Source organism: Alphaproteobacteria bacterium, from assembly GCA_018662925.1.
Classification (GTDB): Bacteria; Pseudomonadota; Alphaproteobacteria; order 16-39-46; family JABJFC01; genus JABJFC01.
In genome coordinates, this window is the sequence record JABJFC010000087.1 from 1 (window position 1) to 25,474 (window position 25,474).

Below are 25,474 nucleotides of genomic sequence, written 5' to 3' on the forward strand. Positions count from 1 at the left end.
CACATCCCTTGCTGCTTTCTGGCACATCCCTTGCTGCTTTCTGGCACATCCCTTGCTGCTTTCTGGCACATCCCTTGCTGCTTTCTGGCACATCCCTTGCTGCTTTCTGGCACATCCCTTGCTGCTCCCACAAAAAAAGAGGCCAAAGCCTCTTTTTTCTAATCAAGACTAATCCTAAGACTTAGTCTCCTCTTTCTAAAATTTAGTTTCCTATGAGCCTAAAACTTCTGCGTCAGGTTAAAGAAGATGCCTGGCTTGAAAGGATTGGTACGTCCTGAGATATGGGCACGGAATGGCATGGCATACTCAATGTTAAAGGATGTTACTTCCCAGAAGTTCATACGCAAACCACCACCACCACCGGCAGCACTTATGCGCCTAAACTCGTCTGAAGAAGGTGCCCGGTTCCAAATAGTTCCCGCCGAATAGAAGAGATAGAACTGATACATCCGGATAGAATGGTCAAACATCTCAGTAAAGCGGAACTCAACTTTTTCTTCCACACCACTATCACCCGTCAAAGTTCCCAATGGATAGGCTCTATTCACGGGAGCTCCTCCAAAACTGAATCTCTCAGATGACAGCAGATGATCTCCTGAGTACTGACCATTAACAGATCCGTATAGAGAGAATCCCCACCAGAGCCCCTGATTACGGCTTAAGGTTCCTTTGAATTTGGTAAAGTTCGTGCGCCCTTTATCACGAGATTTTAAAACCCCTGAATTATTTTCCTCAGATGCTCCAAAGATCTTGAACCCTTGGCTCACATCCACATGCAGCAGGTTTGACCCCCGCCAAGAGTCGGCCACGTCATAGGTAATATTTCCACCCAGAACGCGGACTCTATCCTTACGAACGACCGCATCGGATAAAATACTGGACTTCACATTCCTAAAGGTGAAACGAGCCCCCAAATATAGGCTTTCACTTCGTGTCCTTACCATGGGATAGTCTACACCAAATGCCAAAGAATGGTTTGTGCCCTTCATCTCAAATTGCTCTAAGAAGTCCCCTGGTTTCGTTGTTGAACTCGCTCCGGAGATATAAGCTTTAAAACCATCAGATCCTAAGAACTGTGTATATTTAGCCCCGAAGTACCTTTGTTCACGCGTTTCGCGTGTCGCCGAAGCGCTTAGAGACAGCTGTTCGTTAATCCCGAGGACGGAATTGACGTTTAGATTTGCAAGTCCCTGCCAGGGACCCATGAACTGCGGCCCATCGTTGTTTACACCCACGGAACCATCTACAGAAGTCTCCTTTACAATCAAAAGAAGATCAGCAGCCCCAAATTCAGATTTAGATGGCTTTAGAACTGACTCAACTTTGATCCCAGGCAAGCCTTTAATCAAAAGCAAGTATCTTTCCAAGGTATTCATATTAAGAGGACGCTCTTCCAGAATGTTATTAGCAAACTCCTCCACTTGAGCCTTTAGTCCAGGATCAATATCCGCGTCATACGTGATCTTGTCCACAAATCCCTCTACGATACGAATACGAACCGCCCCATCCTCAATTTCTTGAGCAGGAACACGTGCGCGAGAAAGGACATAGCCTTGATCGCGATAATACCGGGTTATGGCATTGGCAATTTCATAGATACGACCGAGTGTCACCCTTTCTCCAAGATCACTTTCATAGAACTGTTCCAAGTCCTCTTCTGGAATGACGTCGCCGTCCCCTTCAAAAATGATATCTTCAAGATCAAACTCTATCTGATCAGCGTCCGCAGGGGCTTTATCCTCTTGGATTTTTATAAAGTCGCCACCTAATTCTGATTCAGGACGAAGCTCAGGTTCTAAAGAGCGCTCTATGAGCGAAGGATCAGCAGATGCCCTATCCGCACTCGTTGTTGCGGCAAACCCCTCATGCTGCACACCCAAAAGAAATACAGCCACCAGAGCTAAAAAGCCCGTTCTATTAATATAAGGATGGAATGACACAGGTTTCTCCCATTTTTCTTGTTTGAGACATTTTCATTTTTTCAGTCGTTCTTTCCTTTTTACCACGAAAGCAACTCCTTAAACAATACAGTATTTGATTTTTGTGCCCCAAAAATGATTCCTCCTTGCGATGAACTCTGAGACATGTAGAATGGGCCAACCTTGCAAAAACAACCATGCCATTAATAACTTGTGCCACCCCACACATTTTGAGGAATCTCTATGCTCACCATGAAAGACTACCCAAACATCTTTGTCTTCAACCACCCCCTTATCATGCATAAACTGACGATCATGCGCCAAAAAGAGACGGATATGGAAACCTTTCGCCGCCTCCTCAAGGAAATCTCCCTCCTCATGGGATATGAGCTTACACATGGATTGGAGACCAAGGAAGTCGACATTGACACCCCCCTAACGCGTACCAAAGGAAGGCTCTTAAAAGGAAAGGGCGTTGCTGTCGTTCCCATCCTCCGCGCAGGTCTCGGCATGGCGGAAGGACTTATGGACCTTATGCCCGGTGCCTGTGAAGGACATATTGGGCTCTACCGGGATCCAAAAACCAAAAAACCCGTAGAATATCTCGTAAAGCTTCCTGAACCCGATCATCGACTCTTTATTCTCGTAGACCCCATGTTGGCCACAGGCAATTCTGCTGTCCATGGCATCAATGTTCTGCTCCGTCATGGCGTGGATCCGGCAAATATCCGATTCATGTCCCTAGTTGGTGCCCCAGAGGGCGTCAAAGTTTTCCACAAAGCCCATCCCAATATCCCCCTCTATACGGCTGCCCTCGATGAAAAACTCGACGAAAATGCTTATATCACGCCTGGACTAGGCGATGCCGGAGACCGTATGTTTGGAACCCGCTAGAGACTCTCTTTAAGTGTGCAAACAAAATACTCACTTTTCCGAGTGTCTTTTTGGTCTATCTTTCTTTATTTGCCTTTTTTACTTGCATGGAACCTTGCGTGCTCTTAGAGTCTGCATAATTTGAAGTGTGGACTCAAATGTAGTTTGAACAGGAGAATTATGAAAAGCCTTTATAATGCCACCCGTTATGCTTTAGCAGGTATTGGTTACGCATGGCAAAACGAAGCCTCCTTTCAGCGGGAAGTGATTCTGTTTTTCCTGGCACTCCCCACGGCCTACTTCATTTCAACCTCCACCTTTGATTTTACGCTTCTTATTGGATCCATCCTGATGATCATGGTTGTTGAACTCCTGAACACCGGTCTCGAGAATGTGGTCGATCTTATAGGAGGAGGGAAGTCAGTCCTCTCCAAAGGTGCAAAGGACTGTGGAGCGGCGGCCGTTTTCATCACTATTCTTTTGGCAGCCCTCTTGTGGATCGACAAATTCATCGCCTATTTTAGTTAAGAGAAAGCACATGCCAAAGTTGGACTCACTTATAAACAAAATTACCCCGCGAGATATTGCCAAAGTAATATTGATCCTGGCAGGACTCTTTTTGACGAATGCGCAGGTGTCATCACGATTCATATACTTTATCACCCATGACCGGTTCTTTCCCTTGGTTGTCTATACGGGCATCTGGTCTGTTTCCATTGCTGCCCTTCTGGCCATTGCCTTTTTGTGCTCCCGGAAAACAAAGTGGTTTTGGACAATCCTCATTGGCTTTTCGACTTTGGCGGGAATGACATATTTTAACGTAACCCGTGAGGTGTTGTCCTTTGACTCTTTGGAACTCCTATGGAATGGCCGCTATGATGCCCTTGCCATGTTTGAAGGAGGCAGCAGTGATAACGGCGGACAAGCGCTTTACCTTTTCCTCCCACAATTTCTTCAAGCTCTTTTAGGGACAGTCCTTTTAGCCATTGGACTGTTACTCCGTACGCCACAACAATCTTTTAGAATCCCGAACACAATAAAGCGGATTGCCTACCTTATACCCATTCTGCCGTCGTTGTTGATCGGCAATGTAGTCTGTCATCTGGGGGGAGCCTCTGAAACAGACACACAGGGCATGCCAAAACAATTTGATCTCGTTAGCCTGACAGGACTATTTATCTATGAGAACACAACGCGCTCTACTAAGAAGAAAGAAGCTGTCATTGTAGCAAAAAGAGATTCACCTCCTCAGCACATAATACTTATTGTGGATGAAAGTATTCACGGAGGCTATATAAGCCTTAACCGAGATTGTGGGACAACGCCCTATCTAGAATCAATCCAAAAACAGATTGCAAATTTTGGATTTGCTTCAGCTGGAAATAATGGAAGTGCCGGTAGCAATGCCATTTTAAGGCTCGGAGCACACCCTGACAAAATTGGAAAAGAAAACGGAAATGTCCTGGATGAACCATCTATATGGAAATATGCGGCAAAGGCTGGGTTCGAGACCACAAGAGTTGATGGACAAGTCCAAGGAAGGCTCGTCAATTATATGACGAAAGATGAACTGGACCTCATTGACAATGTTATTATTGTAGAAAATGTACCACGCCATGACATGGATATGGAGGTGGCCAAAATATTGCAGAAAATTATTAAAAAGGATAAGCCACAATTTGTTTATGTAAATAAACAGGGGGCACACTTTCCTTATGAGGGCTCCTACCCAACTTCCCAAAAGCTATATCAACCCTGCATGTCAAATAGCGAGTCCATTTCCAATCGTGAGCGCATGGTAAACTCCTATAAGAATGCTATCAGTTGGACCGTAGATCACTTTTTTGAAGTCCTCCTAACAGATGCTTCCCTAGAGAACACCGTTGTTATTTATACGGGGGATCATGGACAAAATCTCCTCCATGATGGTCAAGTTGTCACGCATTCTCGTCGGGTTTCTCCGGATCCAAATGAAGCGATTGTCCCAATATTTGTTCTCACCCACGACAAAGCGCTCCTGAAACAATTCAAAACTGCAGCGGAAACCAACAAGCACAATACGTCCCATTTTAATATCTTTCCGACGATCCTTACGCTTATGGGATACGAAAGTGAAGACGTTCATAACTTGTATGGCCTTGCCCTAACAGATCCCATTACCAAGCCCCATGGCTTCATTTCAGGCTCAATCTTGGGCCGCTTTGGAAAACCACTGGTTTGGAATCCCAGGCCCGATTTCCACAAATTAGTGGAATCCATGTAGGGGTATTCAACTTGAATAGTGATACGAAAAAATCCATTCTGGAAAACTTCCTCCACAAAGATAATCTTGTCTACTTGGCCATTTCTGCAGGCTTTTTCTTAAGCCTGTTCGTCTATTGGCCAGGCTTTTTGTCCACGGACGCTTCATGGCAATTAAAGCAAGCCATCAGCAACACTTACACAGACGGCAGCCCTCCCATGATGGCATTTTATTGGCGGCAATGGATCTGGTGGAAGCAGGGACCAGAACCTATGTTTTTAACCCACCAATTGATGCTTTGGGGAGCAGCCGGGATCTTTGCTCGCAGTTTTCATGGAAAAAAGGAAGCATGGTTCTTTGCCATTGCCCCTCTCCTCCCCCATGTTTTTTTCTATTCGAGTGCCATTTGGAAGGATTCATCCTTTGCCTTTTCTTTTCTATTGGCTGCAGCTCTTCTCACAGAATCAACTCTATCCCAAATACGTCCTGGCTGGGTGCGCATCTCAGCTATACTCGCCCTTTTGTTCTATGGAACTGGTGTAAAATACCAGGCCCAATTTGTTCTGCCCCTGTTCCTATTGTGGTTAACCTCTCTCCTATTTACCCGAGGGGAAAAAAGCTTTTCCATTAAATCCCTTTGTCTCGTTGCCATTTTACAGACAGCCATCCTTACGGGCCTATATTTATTCCAAACCGTGATGCTCCCGTCTAATGAGCAAGAACACATGTGGCAGTATGTAAAGCTTTATGATTTGGCTGGTATCAGCGTACAGCTCAACAAATCTGTCTTTCCCCCCACTGTTGAAGAAAAAGATACTTTTTCAATGACAAGTGTTCGCAATCATTACGACCCCAGAAGAGTAGATGAACTTATAGATTCGAAAGGCCCCATAAGAAGAGGCACCACCGATGCAACACGACAAGAAATACTGGATGCCTGGTATGATGCTGTCCAAGCCCATCCTCTCCTCTATTTGAAACATCGATACATGATTTGGAAGACTATGGTCTCATTATCCCCTGTTAAAACCCTCGACGAACTGGCAAACCCAGAGCGTGTACCGCAAAAAGTCAAGGTGCTCCTCAACCATGGAGGAAAAAGCATTCTCTCCATCTGTAAAGAAATAACCAGATTCATTTACTATATGCCTTTTCTCATCGGATATTTTCTTATTGGTCTCGTCATGCGCCGGAAAAGCCCCTACGCTAAACCTCTTGTCTACATGACAGGTAGCGGACTTGTGCTCATGGGAGTCCTGTTTGTGTTCTCTATGGCCGCTGATTTAAGATACATATACTTAGTCATGTGCCTACTCAGCTTCTCCCATATATTTGCCTACAAGTGTCTTAAGATCTTGTTCAAAAACCAAACAACGGCCCAAAATACTTTGCTCCCACAAATTTGATTCTTTTACCTAACCTCCTACTCGACTGAGCATTAAGAGTCCTACTCCTCTCTGGCCTTTCGAACGAACTTAGTATAATCTATATTCTATAATAGAAACAAAAAGTTTTGGGATTTGGGGAGCTCAATTTGAAGTCTTGCAGCTATAAGATCGCCTTACATGTAGATCCCCTGGTTCGCTGTATACTGGTATTTGCCCTTCTCCTGGTATCGGCCTGTACTGACACCCATAAGAAAACAGAAGAGTTTACCCCTTTAAAATCAAAATATGGCCTTTCTTACAAAGTGAAATTTGAAGGCCTCAAAAACGAAGAAATTTTAAACCTTATAAAAGAAGTCTCCCACTTAATCTCTCGCAAAGATGAGAAGCCAGCAACAGTTGCCTCGCTCAAACATCGTGTTGAAGAAGATTTACCCCGATTTAAAAAAGTACTGCAATCCTTTGGATACTACGATGCCCTCATTAACCCCAAAGTTTCAGGAAAGCATAAATCTTACACAGTAATTATAATCTTCAACTTGGGCACACAATATACAGTCGAGCAGTATGAAGTCATTCCCACACACTCCTCTCCAAAGATCACCGATATTTTAGCTCAGTTTAAAAAATTAAAACCAGACAGCCCAGCCATTTCCAAAACCGTCCTTGAAAGTGAGCAGTCTCTTGTTACAGATTTTGCCAACAAAGGGTTTCCTTTTGCAAAAGTTATCGAACGTAAATTCATTGCCGATTATACGTCCAAAACTCTGAGCATCACTCTTAAACTTGATCCGGGCAGCTATGCAATTTTCGGGGAAACGCAGGTTACAGGCCTTACCGGTCTGGATCCCACTTATGTCCTGCAAATACTCCAGTGGAAAGAGGGAGCGCCTTATGATGCAGAACAGATAGAATCCATGCGACAAAATCTTTTTGGATCCGGTTTGTTTTCGTCTGTAAAAATAACCCATCCAACCGTTGTTGAGAAAGATAGTTCCCTTCCTATAGATATCAGGCTTAAGGAAGCAAAACACCGCCATTTTGGGGCAGGGGTAAATTATTCTACCAACTTAGGTCCCGGCTTCAAGTCATCTTGGGGAAATGACAATACCTTCGGCCATGCAGAACATTTGGATCTCATTGGACGCATGTCAAAAAAAATAACCTCCCTAGAGTCCAACTTCAAAAAGCCCCAATTCGAGCGTCCTGACCAGGCATTAATCGCTAAAGCAAAAATTACCAAAGAACGCCCTGATGCCTTTAGCAAGAATGGCTTTGGAATTATGACGGGGCTGGAAAGAACTTTCACCAAGCGACTCAAGGGAAGTGCCGGCGTCAGCTATGAAAATGCTACTGTTGAAGATGAAGCAAAAAAAACCAGATACAGCCTTGTGGGATTCCCCCTTTCCGTGAAATACGCAACCACAAAAAACTTTCTGGATCCAAAAGATGGTTGGAAAACACAGCTATTTGTGACCCCTTACCCAAAATCCCTCGGCGCCGAGGAAAACTTTATGACCACCTTTATCAAAAATGCTTTCTACATCCCTGTAGACAAATCGCTGGTAATGTCATTTTGGAACAACATCGGGTTTACACCGGGAGGGAGTTCCCTCGACGTCCCACCCGACAAGCGATTTTATGTGGGTGGAGAAGGCTCTGTTAGGGGATATGGCTATCAGCTCGTTGGGCCCTTAGATGGTGCAAAACACCCATTGGGAGGACGCTCATCCTTCGAAGGAGGAACAGAAGCCCGAATCAAAATGACCCAAAACATGGATTTTGTCACATTCCTGGAAGCTGGAAATGTTTTTCACAAGAATTATCCCACCTTTTCGAAGCCCTTTTTCTGGGGAACAGGGGTTGGCATAAGATACAAAACTCCCGTCGGTCCCCTACGGCTAGACATCGGTATTCCCCTCAATCGACGGAAAGGTGTTGATAACCTCTTTCAAATATACATAAGCATCGGGCAGAGTTTCTAGATCATGAAAAAATATCTTATCTATTTCTCTCTGTTCATAGGAGCCCTCACCGCCCTCCTTATCTCCTCGGTTTTTGCGGCAATACTCGTACTCCAATTTGAAAATTTTCGCACCCCCCTCCTATCGACACTTGTTTCAAAAATTAACAAAGAGTCTTCTATAACCATCTCCATAGATAAGGTAGAAGGATTTATTCCCTTCCAAGTCAACATCTCATCGCTCTCACTATCAGATGAAAAAGGCCCCTGGCTTGTCATAAAAAACTTAAAATGGGATTGGAAAGCGTCACACCTATTCATGGGAAGAATGCAGATCCGCCAGTTAAATGCTGAATCAATCCAAGTCCTGCACCTCCCTAGCCAGCCTGATTCAAAAGAAAAAAAGCCTGAGACTCAGAAATCAACATACGGACTTCCTCTGTTCGTCAATCTAAGCTCCGTCCGGATTGCTCATCTTTTGCTCTCTCACGAAGTAGCAGGCACAGAAGTCTCAACAAATTTATCAGGTCATGCAACCATTTCTCCCTTTGGACAAGTATCTGCAACAGTCCATATCAGCGACCTTTCCATGGAGAAATATCTCCAAAACGCCTCCCTTTCTCTCACAGCTCGCTATAATATAACGACCTTGGCTACCCATATACAGTTGGATGGAAAAGGGGACCTGCTTAAAGAAGTTTCAGACTTTGTAGGAGACACTTTCACTCTGAAAGGTCTCGTAGCGTATGATGCCTCTGCCCTCAAAATTTCAGACTTCTCTCTTAAAACACCACATGGGAGTGCTGTTCTAGATGGGAGCGCAAATACGAATACTCATGAGATAGAGGGGAGTTTAAAGATCCATTATCCTTCCGTAGCTCTAATAGGCCATGCCATAGGCAAAAAGCTTAGCGGCTCTGCTGCTCTGGAGACCATATTTTCAGGCACCCTCAAACAACCTACTGTCGAAGGACGGATTGGCCTAACCAATATTGAGGGAGATTCGTTCAAATTTTCCCAAGCTTCCATCGAATTCAAGGTTTTTTCTACCACCCCCCTAACGGCACCAGACGCTTCTCTTACAGTTCGAGGAAACGGCAATCTGCAATCGGTCGAGAATAATCATTTTCCAGATGTTACTCTCTTGTGGGATTTTGATATTGGGTTCAGCGAGCATTGGAACAAGCTTTCTCTCAATGCTATCCAACTAAACCTTATTGATCATTCGACACAAAAACACTTGGCAACCGCCGCCTCCAAAGGAACTTTCAAACTAAAGGAACGAACCATTGATGGCAATTTAAACGCCTCAGCAGAAAACCTTGCCCAACTCAGCCCTATAAGTGGAAACGTGACTCTTTCTGGCGATATCAAAGGACCACTCTCAGATCTTTCAACCCATCTCACCCTTAAAGGCAAGAAACTGCGTGATGCACACTTTTCTTCGGACAGCCTATTGGTGACACTTTCCCTGAAAGGCCTCCCTGAAACGCCCTCAGGAACCCTTTCTGCCATACTGGAGAAGAACGGTTTGAAAGTATCCGCAGATCTATCGGGACATTTTTCAAAGGAGCATATTCTTACTCTGAAAGAAATCCGTCTCAAAGCATCAAACAACACCATTGATGGGACCCTCTCCATGTCTTTAAAAGAGCTGGCTGCTGAAGGTCGCCTTATAGGTGATATCCAAGATCTCTCCGTCTTTTCAGAAATTCTAGAACATCCCATCGAGGGACATGCAAAAATCAAAGCCTCCCTAGAAAACGAGGATTTCAAACTAAGCTTAAATGGACAAGATCTAAAGGGATTTGGCGGAGAAGTAGCCAGCGTTTCTTTCTCCAGTGGATTGACGCTCCCTAAAGAAATTTTCCAGGATTTCTCTCGTTTTGAAGAAAGAATAGACGGAAAAGCCTCCCTAGATTTGGAACGCATCACATGGAAAAAACTTGTAATTGAGAAAGGATTTCTCTCAGCTAAAAAAGAAAACGGAACCATTGCTGCTTCTTTGAACATAAACGGAGACTACATAAATCCTTTTGATATTCAGTCCCAAGGAACCTTCCATCGCGATCCCATGGCATTCAGTCTTTCGCAACTTGAGGGAACTTATGGGACATCCTCCTTTGCTCTCATAAAGCCTCTAAAAGCTGTTAAAGAGAAGGAAGTCTACAAACTCCTCCCCATGGAAATACAACTTACGTCAAATAGAACAGCTAAAGCCAATACTGGGCATATCCGTGGGCATGGCCAATTTGGAACCGGAGAAATGTCTCTACAGGCACACTTCTCACAATTTTCCTTGGAATTCTTACATATTGTGTCCCCAGATTTTCAATTCCTGGGAGACTTAAGTGGGAGCCTTTCTATTGGTGGAAAATTAAAGGCTCTAGATATTGACGCTTCTCTCCAAATAAAAAACTTGAGAAATGCGCTAGTAGAGAAAGATGTTGCTCTAAAACATGCCTATGATTTCGAGATAGACGCCCATTTACAAAATAAAGCGCTCTCTGCTCACGGCTCTCTAAGAGGACGAGACAATCAAACACTTGAATTTGAAACGAGCCTTACACTTGCTCCGGATGATGCGTTTCCTATAGCAACCAATCTGCCAACGAAATTACAGTTAAAAGGTGATATAAATCTGTTCAGTTTTATAACTTTAGTAGCTCCCAATGGAACAACGACAAAAGGACTATTAACGTTTGACCTAAATGGTTCTGGAACCATAAAAGATCCTCATTTAGCTGGAAACCTTCAGCTGAAAAAAGGATTTTTTGAAAATAGCGAGTCCGGCGTCTTATTTCCCAAAATTGAACTCTCTATTGAAGGAGCTGGCTCAAAATTGGTGGTTCACAAAGTGACTTTAGATGACAATGAAAAGGGACGAGGATCTATAGAAGGAGCAATCAATCTTAGTAACCTTACTCCCTCGTTCAATATCAAAGCAGCTTTTGATAAACTCAGGATTCTCAACTCTGACCTTGTGAAAGGATCAATCTCCGGCAATCTTCATTTGACAGGAAATACAAAAGATCTTTCTATTAAAGGAAAGTTGAAGGCGTCTCCCGTTTGGATAACGATTCCCAATAAAATTCCCCCCTCGATCGCTACCCTTAAAATAGAAGAAATTAATCTTCCCCCAAGTGAAAAGAAAAAGCCTAAAGACAAAAAAACTTTCCTCCCCATATCAACAAACGTAACCATAGACATCCCAAATGAATTCTTTATTAACGGGCAAGGACTCCAGTCCGAATGGAAGGGATCCCTAGCCGTTTCTGGATTGATAACCAAGCCTTCCCTTCAAGGGGCCCTGAAAATAATAAGAGGGAGCTATACTTTCTTGGGCAGAGATTTAGATCTTGTCGAAGGAAAGTTTGTGTTTACTGGTGGCAGTAAAATTAATCCTCTCATATCTGCAAAAGCATCCATTGACGCAGGAAATATCGTTGCCTTCGTTCAAGTTGATGGCAGCATTAATAAATTAAATATAGCGTTACACTCGAACCCTGAACTCCCTTCTGGTGAAATTCTCTCTCACATTCTCTTTGGGAAAGAGCCCGGTTCACTGACCCCTGCACAGAGTATAGAATTGGCCAATGCCATCCAGGAGTTTACCAGCAATGACAATACAGGATTTCTTGATGGCATCAGAAATACCCTGGGTTTGGGGAGCCTTTCCTTCGATACAACCGCCAGTGGATCCGGCGTCTTGGAAATGGGAAGATATATTGCCAAAGATCTCTATTTAAAAATACAACAGGGACTCAATCCTGCAGATTCGAAAGCCGTCCTCGAAATGCAGGTTCTCCCATTTATGTCTGTTGATACCGAAGCTGGTCCTGTTGAAGGCGCCGGGGCTGGCGTCAACTTGAAATGGCGATATTAGACCTCATCAAAGAGGTGCAATTACTCTTTTTTCCACTAGAAATTTTAACTTCTCCTGTGGTACATAGGGCGATCGAAGTATCATTACATGGAGGAAATAACATGATCAAAAAGCATTTTTTAATTTTAATCGCTAGCCTTTCTTTGTTAGCAACAGAGGGGGCTTTAGCGAGCAAAAGTGAAGCCACGCAGACTAAAAATATATCAACGACTGAATCGCCTTCGAAATTCTATGTTACTTGGGAAGAATTCACCCATAAAACTCTAGAACTATCCCAAAAACTTCCCAAACGATCCTGGAAGGGCCTCATCGCAATTACACGTGGAGGACTTGCTCCGGCCGCTATTATTGCGCAACAACTGAATATCCGGAATATAGATACGATCTCCATCTCAAGTTATGACGATATGGATCAACAGAAGAAAGCTGAAATCATAAAGACTTTTTCTCAAATTCCAGAAAATGGTGGGGAATACTGGCTTGTCGTGGATGATCTCGTTGATACGGGATCCACCCTAAATATCGTCCGAGACATCCTTCCTAAAGCCCACTATGCCACCGTCTACGCCAAGCCTAAGGGAAAAAGCTTTGTCGATACATACATATCAGACTTGTCTCAAAATACTTGGATCGTTTTTCCCTGGGAAAGTGAATGGAAGTCATTGATTAACTAGGCTGTCAGACCCGTCATCTTTAACTATATGTGGGTGAGCAAGCAAGAAACTTGCTCACCCAGTTAATGGTGGGTTGCCCTATGCGCTTATTTTCATTTGATCAAATGCAGAATCCAAAAATTGACCTATCACTCGAATGCGAAGTTAGTTTTTTTCCAACTCCACTCGAAGCGAATGATCATTCTCTTGAACCACTTTTGGAGCCTTTCTAACTACCGTCCGTTCATCATCCTTTCCAACTATTTCAAACAGTGTACAGTCCTCATTTAGAAACCTCACGTTACGGGGAAGAGCAATTTCTTCTCGAGAAAAAGTTGGTGTAGTAGGAGGATTATAACCAATTGTTGCATAAGAACCATCCTTAGAAACTCTCTTAGAAGCACTTTTCAACCACAACTCTCCCGCTTCTTTAAGCAATCTCAAACTTGATTTCATTGACCAAGCCGGAAGGGTTGGCAGCATAATTGCCAGCAAAACGTAGAAAAACTTTTTCATCAAAACAACCTGGATAAAACTACTATTACAACTGTTTCAACAAATCATAAAATCTCCTTACAATAAACATAAATACTACAATCGGACCACCACCCCAAAGAAAAGCTTGAATCTTTTGGCCGAGTTGTGTCATAACCTATTCACCTGTCCCCTTCGTCTAGAGGCCTAGGACACCGCCCTCTCACGGCGGCAACAGGGGTTCAAATCCCCTAGGGGACGCCATTTTATATACTTAAATCTTCATCCAGGTGCCAGAAATGAGTTCAATTCGGACTTCGGTCAAAGGAATCATCATTCGAGATGATAAACTTCTATGTGTTCAATACGATCGGGGGAATGGCCTCTATTTTGCCCTCCCGGGAGGCGGACAAGAGCCGGGAGAAACCCTCCACGAAGCCTTAAAACGTGAATGTCTTGAGGAAATCGGATGTGCCGTATCTGTGGGAGAGCTCTCCTTCATAAGAGATTATCTTGCAGATAATCACGAGTTTGCCCACCAAAATCCTAATTTTCAACAAGTGGAATTTATGTTCCAATGCACCCTCTCAGATAATGCTGAACCAAATTATGATTTGAAGGGAGACATGTATCAGATAGGAGTCCAATGGCTTGATCTGAAGTTCCTATCGGATAAGCCCATCTATCCAAAGATGTTAAAGGAAGTGGTTAATAGCAACAGGCCTGCGCCCATATATTTAGGGGACGTAAACTAGACTTCTTGAAGAGTTCCCATACCTAGACGAAGACGCTCTACCCCAACAATGGCGATAAAATATGCACGCCCAAATCAGCCGTGAAGTGGCTTATGATTGCATATTCCAGACCTTTTCGCCAATAGAGCCACCCGCATATAACACCAACAATCCCATTCAGGATAAGAGCACGGGAAACAACCAAAATTGGCAAATCAACCATGGAATGCAACCCGAGCACCTGAACCGTCGCAGGAAGGTGCCCAATGCCAAAAACAACTGCAGCTAAAAGAATGGCAACCCAAACGCCAACAGAGCCATATTTTTTCAAGGGCCATAAAAACAATGCCATTAGAAAAAAGCGCAAAGTAACTTCTTCAACGATTCCTCCATAAAAGCTGGCTAAAAAGCCCATCAAAATAGGCGGATGGGTGGTCGCAAGATCAAGTAGCTGGGGCGTTAGAAAAGAAAAGCCCCAATCTCCTGCTTTGATAAGCAACCACGAGATAATCCCCGTCAATACACCCCACTTTAAGATATCGGGGAAATTAACTCTTTTTATCCCCTCAATCAGGGGGAGGCCCGCTAAGGAAAGCTTTCTCTTTAATCGCATGCCAATGTATATGGGAAAAGGATAAATGATCAAACTGTTCAACAAAGCACTCAGAATTATCGCCTGGGGATTCGCTGTGGAACCTATCACGATATTAATAATATAAGGCAAGAGTGCCAAATTCCCAACAATACAGCCTATCCATAGTACAAAGAATCCCTGCCATTCCCGCCTTTCTAATTTCAAAGTCCCTATAAACCTACTTACTGTATTCCCCATGCTTACTTTTTCCTGTTTTTATGGACTAGAAACACCACTTTTTCTTTACTGATTCAAGGTCGTCATTGCGAATGCCATCCCGGATGGCACTTAGCAGACGATTCATAAAGGTAATATTGTGCAACGTCAAAAGCTGGAGCGCAATCATCTCTTTTGCTTTCAATAGATGATGAAGGTAAGCCTTTGAGATCGTGGTACAGGCTTGGCAAGGACAAGACTCATCGATGGGCGAATCATCTTCCTTAAAGCGAACATTCCTAAGGTTTAGATGCTCGCGGCCATTGGTATCTCCTTGACCTGGCCTAACCAAGGCGCCTCCGTGACGCGCAATCCGCGTAGGATGAACACAATCAAAAGTATCAATCCCCTGAGTCACCCCGGAAAAAATATCCTTGATCCCCCCAATGCCCAGCAAATGGACGGGCCTTTTGGGATCTAGCATGGCCATGGTTGTGCCCACCACATCATACATTTGGTCCTTACTGGCGCCCAAAGAGCCGCCCACAGCATGGCCAAAAAACGGATTATCATTCACAAAATCCGTACTCACTTTTCGCAAATCAGGATAAACACCGCCCTGAATAATGCCATAAAGTGCCTGTTTCCCATCATCATGCCGCTCAAACTCTTTCAAAGAGCGTAAGGCCCAACGATGGCTCATCTCCATGGACTTGGCCGTATATTCCTTTTCCACATGGAAAGGCGTGCACTCGTCCAAAACAACAATAAGATCGGCCCCAAGCTTACGCTGGATCTCCATGGACCGTTCGGGGGTCAGAAAATGGATCTTCCCATCTATGTAGGATTTAAACTTGGCACCCTCTTCATTGATTTTCAGTAAGGTTGGCTTGTAGGATGACTTACGATTTCCTTTAATTTCAGACGCCACCGAGCCATGGCCAAGGCTAAATATTTGATAGCCACCAGAGTCCGTCAGCATGGGACCATCCCAACCCATAAATTTATGCAATCCACCCATTTTCTCTACCAAGTCTGGACCTGGCTGCAACATCATATGATAGGTATTGGATAGAATTATCTGGGTTCCGGACTCTTTCACATCTTTAATGTGAGCCCCTTTTACCGCGCCCTTCGTGGCACAAAAAATAAACGACGGCGTTTCAATTTCCCCATGAGGCGTTCTCAGACGACCCAGACGTGCTTTCGTTTTTTTTGATCGATGGGTGATGTTAAAATCAAAGTTGGGCTGCTGCATACTCTAAAACCAAAAAAGCCCGCACACTGGCGAGCCTTCTCTTAAAATTCTTGTGCCAGAACTATTTTTTAGTGCCAGTTGCCTTGGCTTCCGACGCTTTTTCCACTTGGCGCTTTAACTTAAGAGCCTCTGTCGGCAGCTTTAAGGAAGATGTTTTCAAGAGAAAACCATCCAACCCACCGTTGTGCTCTACGCTGCGAATACCATGGGCGGAAACACGCAACCTTACAGTGCGATTCAAAATCTCGCTTATAAAAGAAACTTCATGAAGATTCGGAAGGAACCGACGTCTTGTTCTATTGTTTGCGTGACTCACATTGTTTCCTGCCATCACACCTTTGCCAGTAATGGCGCATCGTCTTGCCATAGCTACTACTCTCGCTCTCTAAAACTCATTACGTAATCAGTGAGATGATACATACTCAAGAATACTGTGTCTCGTCAAGTTATTCCGACACGAATACCAAAAAATCCCTAAATCTAATCTCAGGCCATCTCCTTCCGCGGCACACATTCCCCTAGTTGCGCGGCTCCTTTGATTTTTTGGCACCCCTCCTTTGCAAAAAATTCTGATATCCAGGCTCTATCAGGATTTTTGGTTTTACGTTCAATAACTTTGACTCAGGGAGTACGGAAGGTGAAGAATACGACTTATTATCTCATGCTTTGGGCATCAGTATTACTGACAACCTGTGGCCCAACCATCAAACCAACACTCAGTCTGGCAACTTATCCAGAGGATGGTGATGACGTAAATTGGCATCAGGCATTTATCGAGCAGAGTCGTATTGAGCGGAATCAAATTGAAAAGAAAAATGCGATTCGACTTAAACAAAGGACAGCTCTCCTCAAGCATATTGACACCATCGAAAAAGATCAATGGGATGAAATTAACTCAAGAAGGACTATTATCTACAACCTATCCACAGAACCTCCTCTTATTGAATCAATGGGAATGTATTTAGAGGAAGGGTATTTTATACCTTACACACAAGCCTCTCGCTGGGACTCAAGCTTTCTTTCATTTTCGGACAAACGTTTAATATCTCTTTCCAAACAATTGGAAAATGCAAAAAGAGATCTCAAAAATTTATAGACCAGTCACCATTGTCCTCGGCAGAAAAAGTTCGTATAGTCCCTTTGAAAATTTACGGTGGGAATACATATGGAGGCCCCATGGACTTTGAGATTGCCAGAAAGAATATGGTTAATAATCAGCTGCGTCCTAATGGTGTGAAAGAACCCCTATTACTCCAAGCCATGGGCGAGGTGCCACGAGAAATTTTCTTACCCCACAATTTAAGGACTCAAGCCTATTGCGATGATTCCATAAATTTGGAAAAAGGGCGATGCATGATAAACCCCGTGGTTCTGGGGAGACTCATCCAAGAAGCCCATATTACGCCACAGGATCTGGTCTTGATTGTTGGATGTACCACCGGATATTCTTCGGCGATCCTTGGCCGTATTGCAAAAACTGTGGTCGCCATAGAATCTGATCCCGAATATACCCAAGAAGCAGACCTTTTCCTGCAGGATATTGGCATCAATAATGTCATTATTATCCCTGGAGACCTCACCGTTGGAGCTCCCGATCTGGGACCCTTCGATGTGATTCTATTTGGGGGCGCCATCGATTCTGTTCCACAAACATACATTGATCAACTGGCAGATAAAGGACGCCTCGTAGCTGTTATTCGGAAAATACCTTCCATTGGGAAAGGATATCTTTTTCAGAAAGAAAGAACCGCCCTCTCAGAAGTTTGCTTCCTTGACGCAACCATCCCAAATCTTCCTCCCTTTACCCCCAAAGCCAAATTTTACCTCTAAAACCTACTCTATTAGACCTTTTCTCTAGAGGAACAATAGTGTATTTTAAAAGAAAAATGGTGCATCAAAGGTTCAAATCGTTGACCTGGGTCATCTATTATATTAGAGATGGACTGTTCTTGAACACAGAGGAAGTAATGGGTCGACACTTTTGTAGATATATTTCGGACACCAAACTGATTGGAATGTGCCTTTTGTTGGGAACTGCAACGATGCTGCCCACGGAAAGCTCCGCGGAAACATTAGCGCAGGCCCTTTCTGCTGCTTACAATACAAATCCGACGCTTGCCGCTGAACGTGCGCAATTGCGTGCTACAGATGAAGGCGTTTCACAAGCCGTTTCAGATTGGCGCCCTACTGCAGAGCTCACCAGCGACTATAAAAATAGCTGGTCCAACACCAAAGGCGGCACATCATTAGTCGGTAATAACCATACAAAAACAGTCGATGCAGGCGCTAAAGTAACTCAGAATATTTACAAAGGTGGGCGCACAACTTCTGGCATTCGACAGGCAGAAGCAAATGTTGGCGCCGGACGCTCTAAACTTCTTAATGTAGAACAAAAAGTATTTGTAGAGGCCATTGGAGCCTTTCTTCAGGTCATCCGAGACATTGAAGTCGTCGATTTACGTGTAAATGATGAACAACGCTTGGCACGGCAGCACGAATCTGTCCAGGCCAGGTTTGAGCTGGGCGACCTCACTCGAACAGATGTGGCTCAATCTAAAGCGAGCCTTTCGAAATCCAAAGCGGCAAGGAGACAAGCCGAAGGAGAGCTGGAAGTTTCCCGTGCAAACTATGAGAGAATCATTGGCATGCCTGCAGGGGGCCTTGAGACACCAGCTGTTGCTACCGACTTACCTAAGACTTTGGACCAAGCCATAGAAATAACCGTCCAAAACAACCCCAGTGTCACCAACGCAGTTTTTGCTCAGCAATCAGCCAAAGAGGGCATCGAACAAGCGGAAGGGACTTTCTTACCCACTGTTAATATGTCAGGAACAGCCGATCGCCTTTGGCTGCGAGAAAGATCAAGAAGCCGGACAAATTCGGCAACTTTTAGTGTCGGGTTGTCCGTTCCTCTTGATACTTCAGGTGTCCTGCAATCAAAATTGAGGCAAGCGCACCAATCGTCTTCACAGGCACGCCTGCAATACGAAGCGGCCCGAAATGAGGCAATTGAAGCCACGATCAAGGCTTGGGAAAATTACTTTACCGCAGAGGCAAAAATACAGCCTCTAGAGGATCAAGTCGAGGCATCCACTATTGCCTATGAGGGCAGCAAGTTGGAAGAGGAAGTTGGAAATAGGACCATTTTCGAGGTTCTTGAGGAAAAGCAAAAACTGATTCAAGCACACGTTGAATTAGTGGATGCCAACCGAGTGTACAGACTTGCCGCCTATGAGCTGATGAGCGCTATGGGAGTCCTCACCGCAGAAAATTTGGGATTAGCTGTTGATAAATATGATCCAAACGATCATTATGACGACGTGAGTGACCGATGGATGGGTCTTGGGACAAAATGGAGAGGTAAGACTAAAGAGGCAAATGACGTATGACCGACGATAAAAAGCCAGAAGATGCCAGTATGGAAGAAATTCTTTCATCCATAAGGCAAATTATTTCAGAAGAAAATCAACCTGGAAGCAAAACAGCTTCTCCCACATCGAAGGGCAAAGCGGAGGATGTATTAGAATTGACCAACGTTGCTCCCGCAAAAACAGCTGCAGCCACTAGCACAGCATCTTCAAAATCTGCCAAGAAAGCCTCCTCATCTGCTGGCGCTGGTACAGCCATTGCTGGTTCTACCCTTTCGACAGAATCCCATGAGAGATCTGAAGAAGCCCTCTCAAACCTCTTTCAAGCACTAGATGCAAAAAAAGCGTTTGAAGTATCCAAAGGCGTTGGAGGACAAACCGTCAATCATATTATGCGCGACGTGATGCGGGAACTCATGAAGCCCTTGATCAAGGAGTGGCTCGACAATAATCTTGCTGCAACGGTTGAACGCATCGTGGCAAAGGAAATTGAGCAGATCGTTCAAGATTCTTAATGATCTGAACAATGCTTGATAAAATATATTCACCTCAGTCTATTGAAGTTGAACAATACGGCCGCTGGGAAAAGGCCGGTGCTTTTGCGTGTGACATTGATTCCGATGCACAACCCTATGTGATAATGATGCCGCCTGCAAACGTGACAGGGACGCTGCATATTGGCCATGCCTTAACCTATACCTTGCAAGATATCTTATGTCGCTATAAGCGCATGCAGGGCCGAGATGTCCTGTGGCAACCCGGCACAGATCATGCGGGTATCGCGACACAGATGGTGGTTGAACGGCAGCTTGCTAAGGAAGACTTGGACCGGAAAACCATGGGTCGAGACGCTTTCCTGGAGCGCACGTGGACCTGGAAAGAAACTTCTGGCGGAGAAATCATGAGGCAACTTCGCCGCCTGGGAGCCTCTGCCGACTGGCCTCGAGAACGCTTTACCATGGACGAAGGTCTCAGCCGAGCAGTCCGTAAAGCTTTCGTCGATCTCTATAAAGAAAAGCTCATATATCGCGACAAGCGTCTCGTAAATTGGGATCCCAAATTACAAACTGCTATTTCCGATCTAGAGGTGGAACAGCGGGATGAAAAGGGACATCTCTGGTATATACGCTATCCCATTGTCGGTGAAAAAAATAAATTTATCACCATTGCCACAACACGCCCGGAAACCCTGTTAGGCGATACAGCCATCGCTGTAAACCCGACAGACGAGCGCTACAAAAACCTAGTCGGAAAAAAGGCCCTCCTGCCGCTTGTTGGTCGTGAAATCCCCATAGTTGCCGACGAGTATAGCGATCCAGAAAAAGGATCCGGAGCCGTTAAAATAACGCCCGCTCACGACTTTAACGACTTTGAGGTCGGAAAACGCCACCAGCTGGAGCAAATCAATATTTTCGATGAGATGGCAGCTCTCAATGAAAATGCGCCTCAAAAGTATCAACACTTGGATCGCTTCCAGGCTCGCACCCAGATCCTCAAAGACTTGGAAGAACAAGAATTCCTAGTAAAGACAGAAAAAATTGCCCATGCGGTTCCCTATGGAGAACGCACAGGAACTATTATCGAACCTCGCCTTACTGACCAATGGTTTATGGACACCCGTGGCTTGGCCGACACGGCCGTGAAAGCCGTGAAAGATGGAAAGACAAAGTTTGTCCCTCAGAATTTTACCCAAATTTACTTTCAGTGGCTCGAAAACATCCAGCCTTGGTGTATCTCTCGACAGCTTTGGTGGGGGCACCGCATTCCCATTTGGTATGGCCCAGACGGCACAACTTTTTCTGCTATGGATGAAGATCAAGCCCTTGCTGAGGCCAAAAAGCATTATGGAAAAGAAACGCCCCTCACCCAGGATGAAGATGTTTTAGACACCTGGTTTTCCTCTGGACTCTATGCCTTTTCAACTCTGGGATGGCCAGACGAAACCAAAGAACTAGGGCGATACTATCCCACTTCTGTTTTGATTACAGGACATGACATCCTGTTTTTCTGGGTTGCCCGCATGATGATGATGGGGCTGCACTTTATGAAGGAAGTTCCATTCCACACAGTTTACATCCATTCCCTTGTCTTGGACGAGCATGGGAAAAAAATGTCTAAGTCCAAAGGCAACACAATGGATCCTCTCCATCTGTGTGACAAGTATGGGGCAGATGCTTTGCGCTTTACTCTGACGGCCCTTGCCGTAAAAGGCCGCGACATCAAGCTCTCTGAGAAACGCGTAGAAGGCTATCGAAACTTTACCACCAAAATATGGAACGTCGCCCGTTACCTGCAGATGAATGAGTGTACCCGGGTTGAGAATTTTGCTCCCCACCGTTGTCGCCTAACGGTCAACCAGTGGATCGTCCATGAAATTGGCCAGCTAACCGCTCATGTTTCCGATGCGCTTGAAGATTACAAGTTCAACGATGCAGCGCACCATATATATCAATTTACGTGGCACAGCTTTTGCGATTGGTACATAGAATTTACCAAGCCCATTTTGACGGGCTCCAATAAGGAAGAAATTGAGGAAACACGAGCTACGTTGGCTTGGAGTTTCTCCCAGTTACTCCATTTAGCTCATCCCATTATGCCCTTTATCACCGAAGAACTATGGGAAAAGTTTTCTGGAGGTGACATCCTCTTGATTACCTCTCCATGGCCCAGCTTTGGTCAGGAATCTGAATTCAAGGACGCAAAAGCGGAAATTGATTGGATCATTCAATTTATTTCGGAGATTCGCACCCTTCGGGCCGAAACAAATATTCCCTTTAAAACAAAACTGACATTGCATGTTCAGGAACCGACCTCTCGGGTACGTACGTATATCACGCTAAACGAAGACCTCATCAAGCATTTGGGCAGTGTCGAGACCATCGACTTCGAGACCATTGAAACCAAGGGAGCCTTGCAGCTCGTCGTCCCAGAGGCTTCTATCCTTATTCCCATGGCAGACGTTCTTGATATTGAACAAGAGCGTAGCCGCCTTAACCGGGAAATTGAAAAACTCGATGGCGAAATTGTGCGTTTTTCAAAAAAGCTAGATGACCAAAATTTCGTCGCCCGCGCCCCTCTTGAGGTGGTCGAAGAACAAAAGACAAAGCGCTCCACAGCCCTCGAAACAAAAGATCGCCTTGCCAGTGCCCTAACAAAATTGGGCCAACTTTAGTCTTCCTTTTTCGCTTCTCTACGACTTGATTTTGAATCATCTCTCGCATCTGCTTTTATGGATCCCGGGAATGCAAAGACTCCAAAGGTAATCTCACAGAACCACCCCACTCGCTCAAAACGCAACATTACTCCCTGATCGAAAGGAAAAAAACTAAATAACTAAAAAAATCCTTAAATTCCCCATTGACAGTAAATAGCAAATATCATAATCAATGCATAGATTGAGAATTTAATGTTCGCATGCAATATGTGGATATGATTGGGTAAGTACAAAAATCTTTGGAAGGTAACCTTATGATTTCATCAAAAATTAATGCAATTTCACGCGTCAGTGGAAATGTTCTTAAACTTGCAATTCCTGCCGCTATTATCGGCTCCACATTTGCCGCGAACGATTCCCACGCAAAAAATGCTTTCAATGGCTGGTCCGTTGGTGGTGCTGCTGGCTATCAGTATTTATCGAGTCAGGTTACTGCAACTTCAACAGAGTCACCAGACAGTGAAGAGCAAAAGCCTAATCCATCTGGTAGTGGGGTTGTAGGTCAGCTAAATGCAGCATACAGTAAGACGTCCAATAATTGGTACTTCGGTGGTAAAATATTTGTTGATACCTCCTCTGCAAAAGCGAAAAAAACTTCAGCTTTAATATCGCCTGCGGGGGCAGAAGACTTTACGAACGAACTCACAATCACAAAAAAATATGGAGTTGGTGTCGTTGGTAATCTAGGAAGAATGCTGAACCCTAAAACAGCCGTATACGGTATATTTGGTTTAACCTATGGTAAGTTTAAGGTTAAATACAATGATACAGCTCTCGGGCTTGGTAGCAGTCAAACTAAGAATGCCATAGGTTTTCCTTTAGGTGTGGGTGTTTCACGAGCTATTTCTGATTCTGTAAGAATCTACGGGGAAGGAACCTATACCTATTACAATCGATTCACGACAAAGGATCTCCGTACAAGTGATGAGTCGTACGTTGCGAAAATTTCAATGCGTGAATTTAACTTGTTGATTGGCGCAAGCTACACATTTTAATAAATTTTTATTTAATAATTACTATTTGAAGGAGTAAAACACTATGGAAGGTAAACTACTTAGACGCCTGAGTGCCTCGCTATTTCTAACCGTGTCGATCACCGCTATTTCGTGTGGTTCTGCGTTAGCGTCACCCACAGACTTGGCTAGGAAATTTCTAACAGAGGCTAATTATGATTTCGATGGAGCAGTTAAACTAGCTGCTAAAAAGTTTACCGCAGCAAAAGCAAACAACGTATATGTACCTTTGTTTAAGCAAATACTTTCAGAACAAGGAGTTCATCAACAATCCTCAAGTTCTACTTCAAATAAACCTACAACAAGCTCTTCTGAAGATTATGATGAGTTAATGCAATCGATGACAGACCGTCTGGCGCAATTGCGACAAGATGAGGAAGGAATTACAGGACAATTAAATACTCCACAGCCTACGGGCAATGAAGTTTGGGGAAATTTTATTACTGAAAATACGGAGTCATTCAACAGTGCTGTTGATAATCTAACTAAATTTTTTACCATCCAGAAAAATGAATTTTTAGAAGCAGTACTCACCCAAAAAGAACCCCCGCAAAATACATTTTTAGCGGCCCAGACTGATGTAGAGAAACTTGCAGACGAATATAAAGCTTATATGTTGAGCTTTGGACAACAATGCGTAGATAAGGCTGCTGAGATCAAAAAGCTTGACGCAGAAGTTGAAGAAACGACTCATCGCTTGCAATCTGAGTTAGATTCAGTCCAGCAGAAAATTGGTGCAACAGAAAATGAGCAAGTAGAATTAAGGCAAAAAATTGAACTGTTAGAGAAAGAAATAGCTGAGGCCTTGAGAGCTGCAACTGTAGATCAGATTAAAGAGCTCAAGAATGAGTTGGGTGCTGACGAGGAATTAGAAGAGAATGGAGCACAAGGTGATTTAGAGACTTTGAGAGACACACTATCGAAAGACCTCGAACAACGCATCCAGACCTTGCAGGAAGGATTATTAAAGAAAGTACCCAAATCAGAAGAAAGTGTAGATGGTTCAATTCTGGAACGAATTAGAAAGCCAAATGTAAGTGACAGTGTAGATGATCTGATTGATTTACATCAAAGTCTGCAAGTTGTCGCTTACGTCTTCCAACACGAAGAAATTCTTACTAGTGCAAGTATTTTTAATCAGTTTCAAATGCTATTAGCTGCTTTGTTTGAGGGAACAAACATTACTGATATAAAAACTAGAAGTTCTGTAGAAAAATTAATCTTCAAAGAACGAGATGATAATGTTCAAAAGTATCTCACTGAATTAGTAGGTAAAGGAAACGCGACGAAAATACTTGAGAACTCTAATGCTATTGATGAGTTTTTTGAGAAAATAAATACTAGAACTGACGACGATGACTCAGCTTTTCATGACGCTGTAGAGATAATTGATGCCGCTGAACATTCAATTAAAACAGCTGCCAGTACCAGTAAGAATCATGAAAACGAACCTGTCGAAATTACAGTTTCAAGCATAAGCAACATTTCAAATCAAAGTGAAGAGTCTGATACCCGTACAAATTGGGAAAAGAAGAGTCCTCAAGAAAAAGCGGAAACTTTAGAGCAAATTGCAAAATTATGAAAGTGCGGAAGTTTCACGGAGGATGCAAGGATAAGAATGATATTTTTTTGCACTGATCAATCCATAAGGCACAATTTTAACTGTTTTTCTGGTCTTCACGCGCAATTTTCCCCTGTTTAA

20 protein-coding genes and 1 tRNA gene are annotated in these 25,474 nt (G+C 44.0%); 16 read left to right on the forward strand and 5 right to left on the reverse strand.

Annotated elements, in window-relative coordinates:
* Positions 1 to 218: 218 nt before the first annotated feature.
* Positions 219 to 1,940: a ShlB/FhaC/HecB family hemolysin secretion/activation protein gene (locus HOL16_07860; GenBank protein ID MBT5390593.1), complete on the reverse strand. Its 1,722-nt coding sequence runs from the start codon at positions 1,938 to 1,940 to the stop codon at positions 219 to 221.
* 222 nt (positions 1,941 to 2,162) lie between these two features.
* Here HOL16_07860 and upp point away from each other — a divergent pair, with 222 nt between their 5' ends.
* From upp to gpt, 7 genes are all read left to right on the forward strand, one after another.
* Positions 2,163 to 2,813, forward strand: a complete 651-nt coding sequence (gene upp / locus HOL16_07865) for a uracil phosphoribosyltransferase (GenBank protein MBT5390594.1) — start codon at positions 2,163 to 2,165, stop codon at positions 2,811 to 2,813.
* A gap of 159 nt (positions 2,814 to 2,972) precedes the next feature.
* Positions 2,973 to 3,320 carry a diacylglycerol kinase gene (locus HOL16_07870; GenBank protein ID MBT5390595.1) on the forward strand — a complete coding sequence of 116 codons (348 nt, stop codon included), beginning with the start codon at positions 2,973 to 2,975 and terminating at the stop codon, positions 3,318 to 3,320.
* A gap of 10 nt (positions 3,321 to 3,330) precedes the next feature.
* Positions 3,331 to 5,055, forward strand: a complete 1,725-nt coding sequence (locus HOL16_07875; GenBank protein ID MBT5390596.1) for a sulfatase-like hydrolase/transferase — start codon at positions 3,331 to 3,333, stop codon at positions 5,053 to 5,055.
* Positions 5,056 to 5,066: 11 nt separating this feature from the next.
* Positions 5,067 to 6,440, forward strand: coding sequence for a hypothetical protein (locus tag HOL16_07880; protein ID MBT5390597.1), 1,374 nt, complete (start codon positions 5,067 to 5,069; stop codon positions 6,438 to 6,440).
* Positions 6,441 to 6,568: 128 nt separating this feature from the next.
* Positions 6,569 to 8,404, forward strand: coding sequence for an outer membrane protein assembly factor (locus HOL16_07885; protein MBT5390598.1), 1,836 nt, complete (start codon positions 6,569 to 6,571; stop codon positions 8,402 to 8,404).
* A gap of 3 nt (positions 8,405 to 8,407) precedes the next feature.
* The gene (locus HOL16_07890) at positions 8,408 to 12,268 is read left to right on the forward strand and encodes a hypothetical protein (protein ID MBT5390599.1); all 3,861 of its coding nucleotides are present in this window, start codon (positions 8,408 to 8,410) and stop codon (positions 12,266 to 12,268) included.
* Positions 12,269 to 12,468: 200 nt separating this feature from the next.
* Positions 12,469 to 12,942 carry a xanthine phosphoribosyltransferase gene (gene gpt, locus HOL16_07895; GenBank protein MBT5390600.1) on the forward strand — a complete coding sequence of 158 codons (474 nt, stop codon included), beginning with the start codon at positions 12,469 to 12,471 and terminating at the stop codon, positions 12,940 to 12,942.
* 144 nt (positions 12,943 to 13,086) lie between these two features.
* Here gpt and HOL16_07900 read toward each other — a convergent pair whose 3' ends face one another.
* Positions 13,087 to 13,437 (reverse strand): hypothetical protein, encoded by a 351-nt coding sequence (locus tag HOL16_07900; protein ID MBT5390601.1) that lies wholly within the window; start codon positions 13,435 to 13,437, stop codon positions 13,087 to 13,089.
* Between the two features lie 146 nt (positions 13,438 to 13,583).
* Here HOL16_07900 and HOL16_07905 point away from each other — a divergent pair.
* Positions 13,584 to 13,659 (forward strand) — tRNA-Glu (locus HOL16_07905).
* A gap of 35 nt (positions 13,660 to 13,694) precedes the next feature.
* Positions 13,695 to 14,150, forward strand: coding sequence for an NUDIX domain-containing protein (locus HOL16_07910; GenBank protein ID MBT5390602.1), 456 nt, complete (start codon positions 13,695 to 13,697; stop codon positions 14,148 to 14,150).
* A gap of 37 nt (positions 14,151 to 14,187) precedes the next feature.
* Here HOL16_07910 and HOL16_07915 read toward each other — a convergent pair whose 3' ends face one another.
* The 3 genes from HOL16_07915 to rpmB form a co-directional block, all read right to left on the reverse strand.
* Positions 14,188 to 14,961 (reverse strand): CPBP family intramembrane metalloprotease, encoded by a 774-nt coding sequence (locus tag HOL16_07915; GenBank protein ID MBT5390603.1) that lies wholly within the window; start codon positions 14,959 to 14,961, stop codon positions 14,188 to 14,190.
* 25 nt (positions 14,962 to 14,986) lie between these two features.
* Positions 14,987 to 16,177 (reverse strand): tRNA guanosine(34) transglycosylase Tgt, encoded by a 1,191-nt coding sequence (tgt, locus tag HOL16_07920; GenBank protein MBT5390604.1) that lies wholly within the window; start codon positions 16,175 to 16,177, stop codon positions 14,987 to 14,989.
* A gap of 61 nt (positions 16,178 to 16,238) precedes the next feature.
* Positions 16,239 to 16,544: a 50S ribosomal protein L28 gene (rpmB, locus tag HOL16_07925; GenBank protein MBT5390605.1), complete on the reverse strand. Its 306-nt coding sequence runs from the start codon at positions 16,542 to 16,544 to the stop codon at positions 16,239 to 16,241.
* Between the two features lie 270 nt (positions 16,545 to 16,814).
* Here rpmB and HOL16_07930 point away from each other — a divergent pair, with 270 nt between their 5' ends.
* The 7 genes from HOL16_07930 (at position 16,815) to HOL16_07960 (ending at position 25,354) form a co-directional block, all read left to right on the forward strand.
* Positions 16,815 to 17,273 carry a hypothetical protein gene (locus HOL16_07930; GenBank protein MBT5390606.1) on the forward strand — a complete coding sequence of 153 codons (459 nt, stop codon included), beginning with the start codon at positions 16,815 to 16,817 and terminating at the stop codon, positions 17,271 to 17,273.
* Positions 17,274 to 17,353: 80 nt separating this feature from the next.
* Positions 17,354 to 18,007: a protein-L-isoaspartate O-methyltransferase gene (locus tag HOL16_07935; GenBank protein MBT5390607.1), complete on the forward strand. Its 654-nt coding sequence runs from the start codon at positions 17,354 to 17,356 to the stop codon at positions 18,005 to 18,007.
* Between the two features lie 80 nt (positions 18,008 to 18,087).
* Positions 18,088 to 19,566, forward strand: coding sequence for a TolC family outer membrane protein (locus tag HOL16_07940; GenBank protein ID MBT5390608.1), 1,479 nt, complete (start codon positions 18,088 to 18,090; stop codon positions 19,564 to 19,566).
* Positions 19,563 to 20,060, forward strand: coding sequence for a DUF2497 domain-containing protein (locus HOL16_07945; GenBank protein MBT5390609.1), 498 nt, complete (start codon positions 19,563 to 19,565; stop codon positions 20,058 to 20,060). The genes HOL16_07940 and HOL16_07945 overlap by 4 nt, the downstream gene beginning before the upstream one ends.
* A gap of 11 nt (positions 20,061 to 20,071) precedes the next feature.
* Positions 20,072 to 22,717 carry a valine--tRNA ligase gene (locus HOL16_07950; protein MBT5390610.1) on the forward strand — a complete coding sequence of 882 codons (2,646 nt, stop codon included), beginning with the start codon at positions 20,072 to 20,074 and terminating at the stop codon, positions 22,715 to 22,717.
* Between the two features lie 296 nt (positions 22,718 to 23,013).
* Entirely contained in the window at positions 23,014 to 23,754 is a 741-nt protein-coding gene (locus HOL16_07955) for an outer membrane beta-barrel protein (protein ID MBT5390611.1), read from the forward strand.
* Positions 23,755 to 23,797: 43 nt separating this feature from the next.
* Entirely contained in the window at positions 23,798 to 25,354 is a 1,557-nt protein-coding gene (locus tag HOL16_07960) for a hypothetical protein (GenBank protein MBT5390612.1), read from the forward strand.
* Positions 25,355 to 25,474 lie beyond the last annotated feature (120 nt).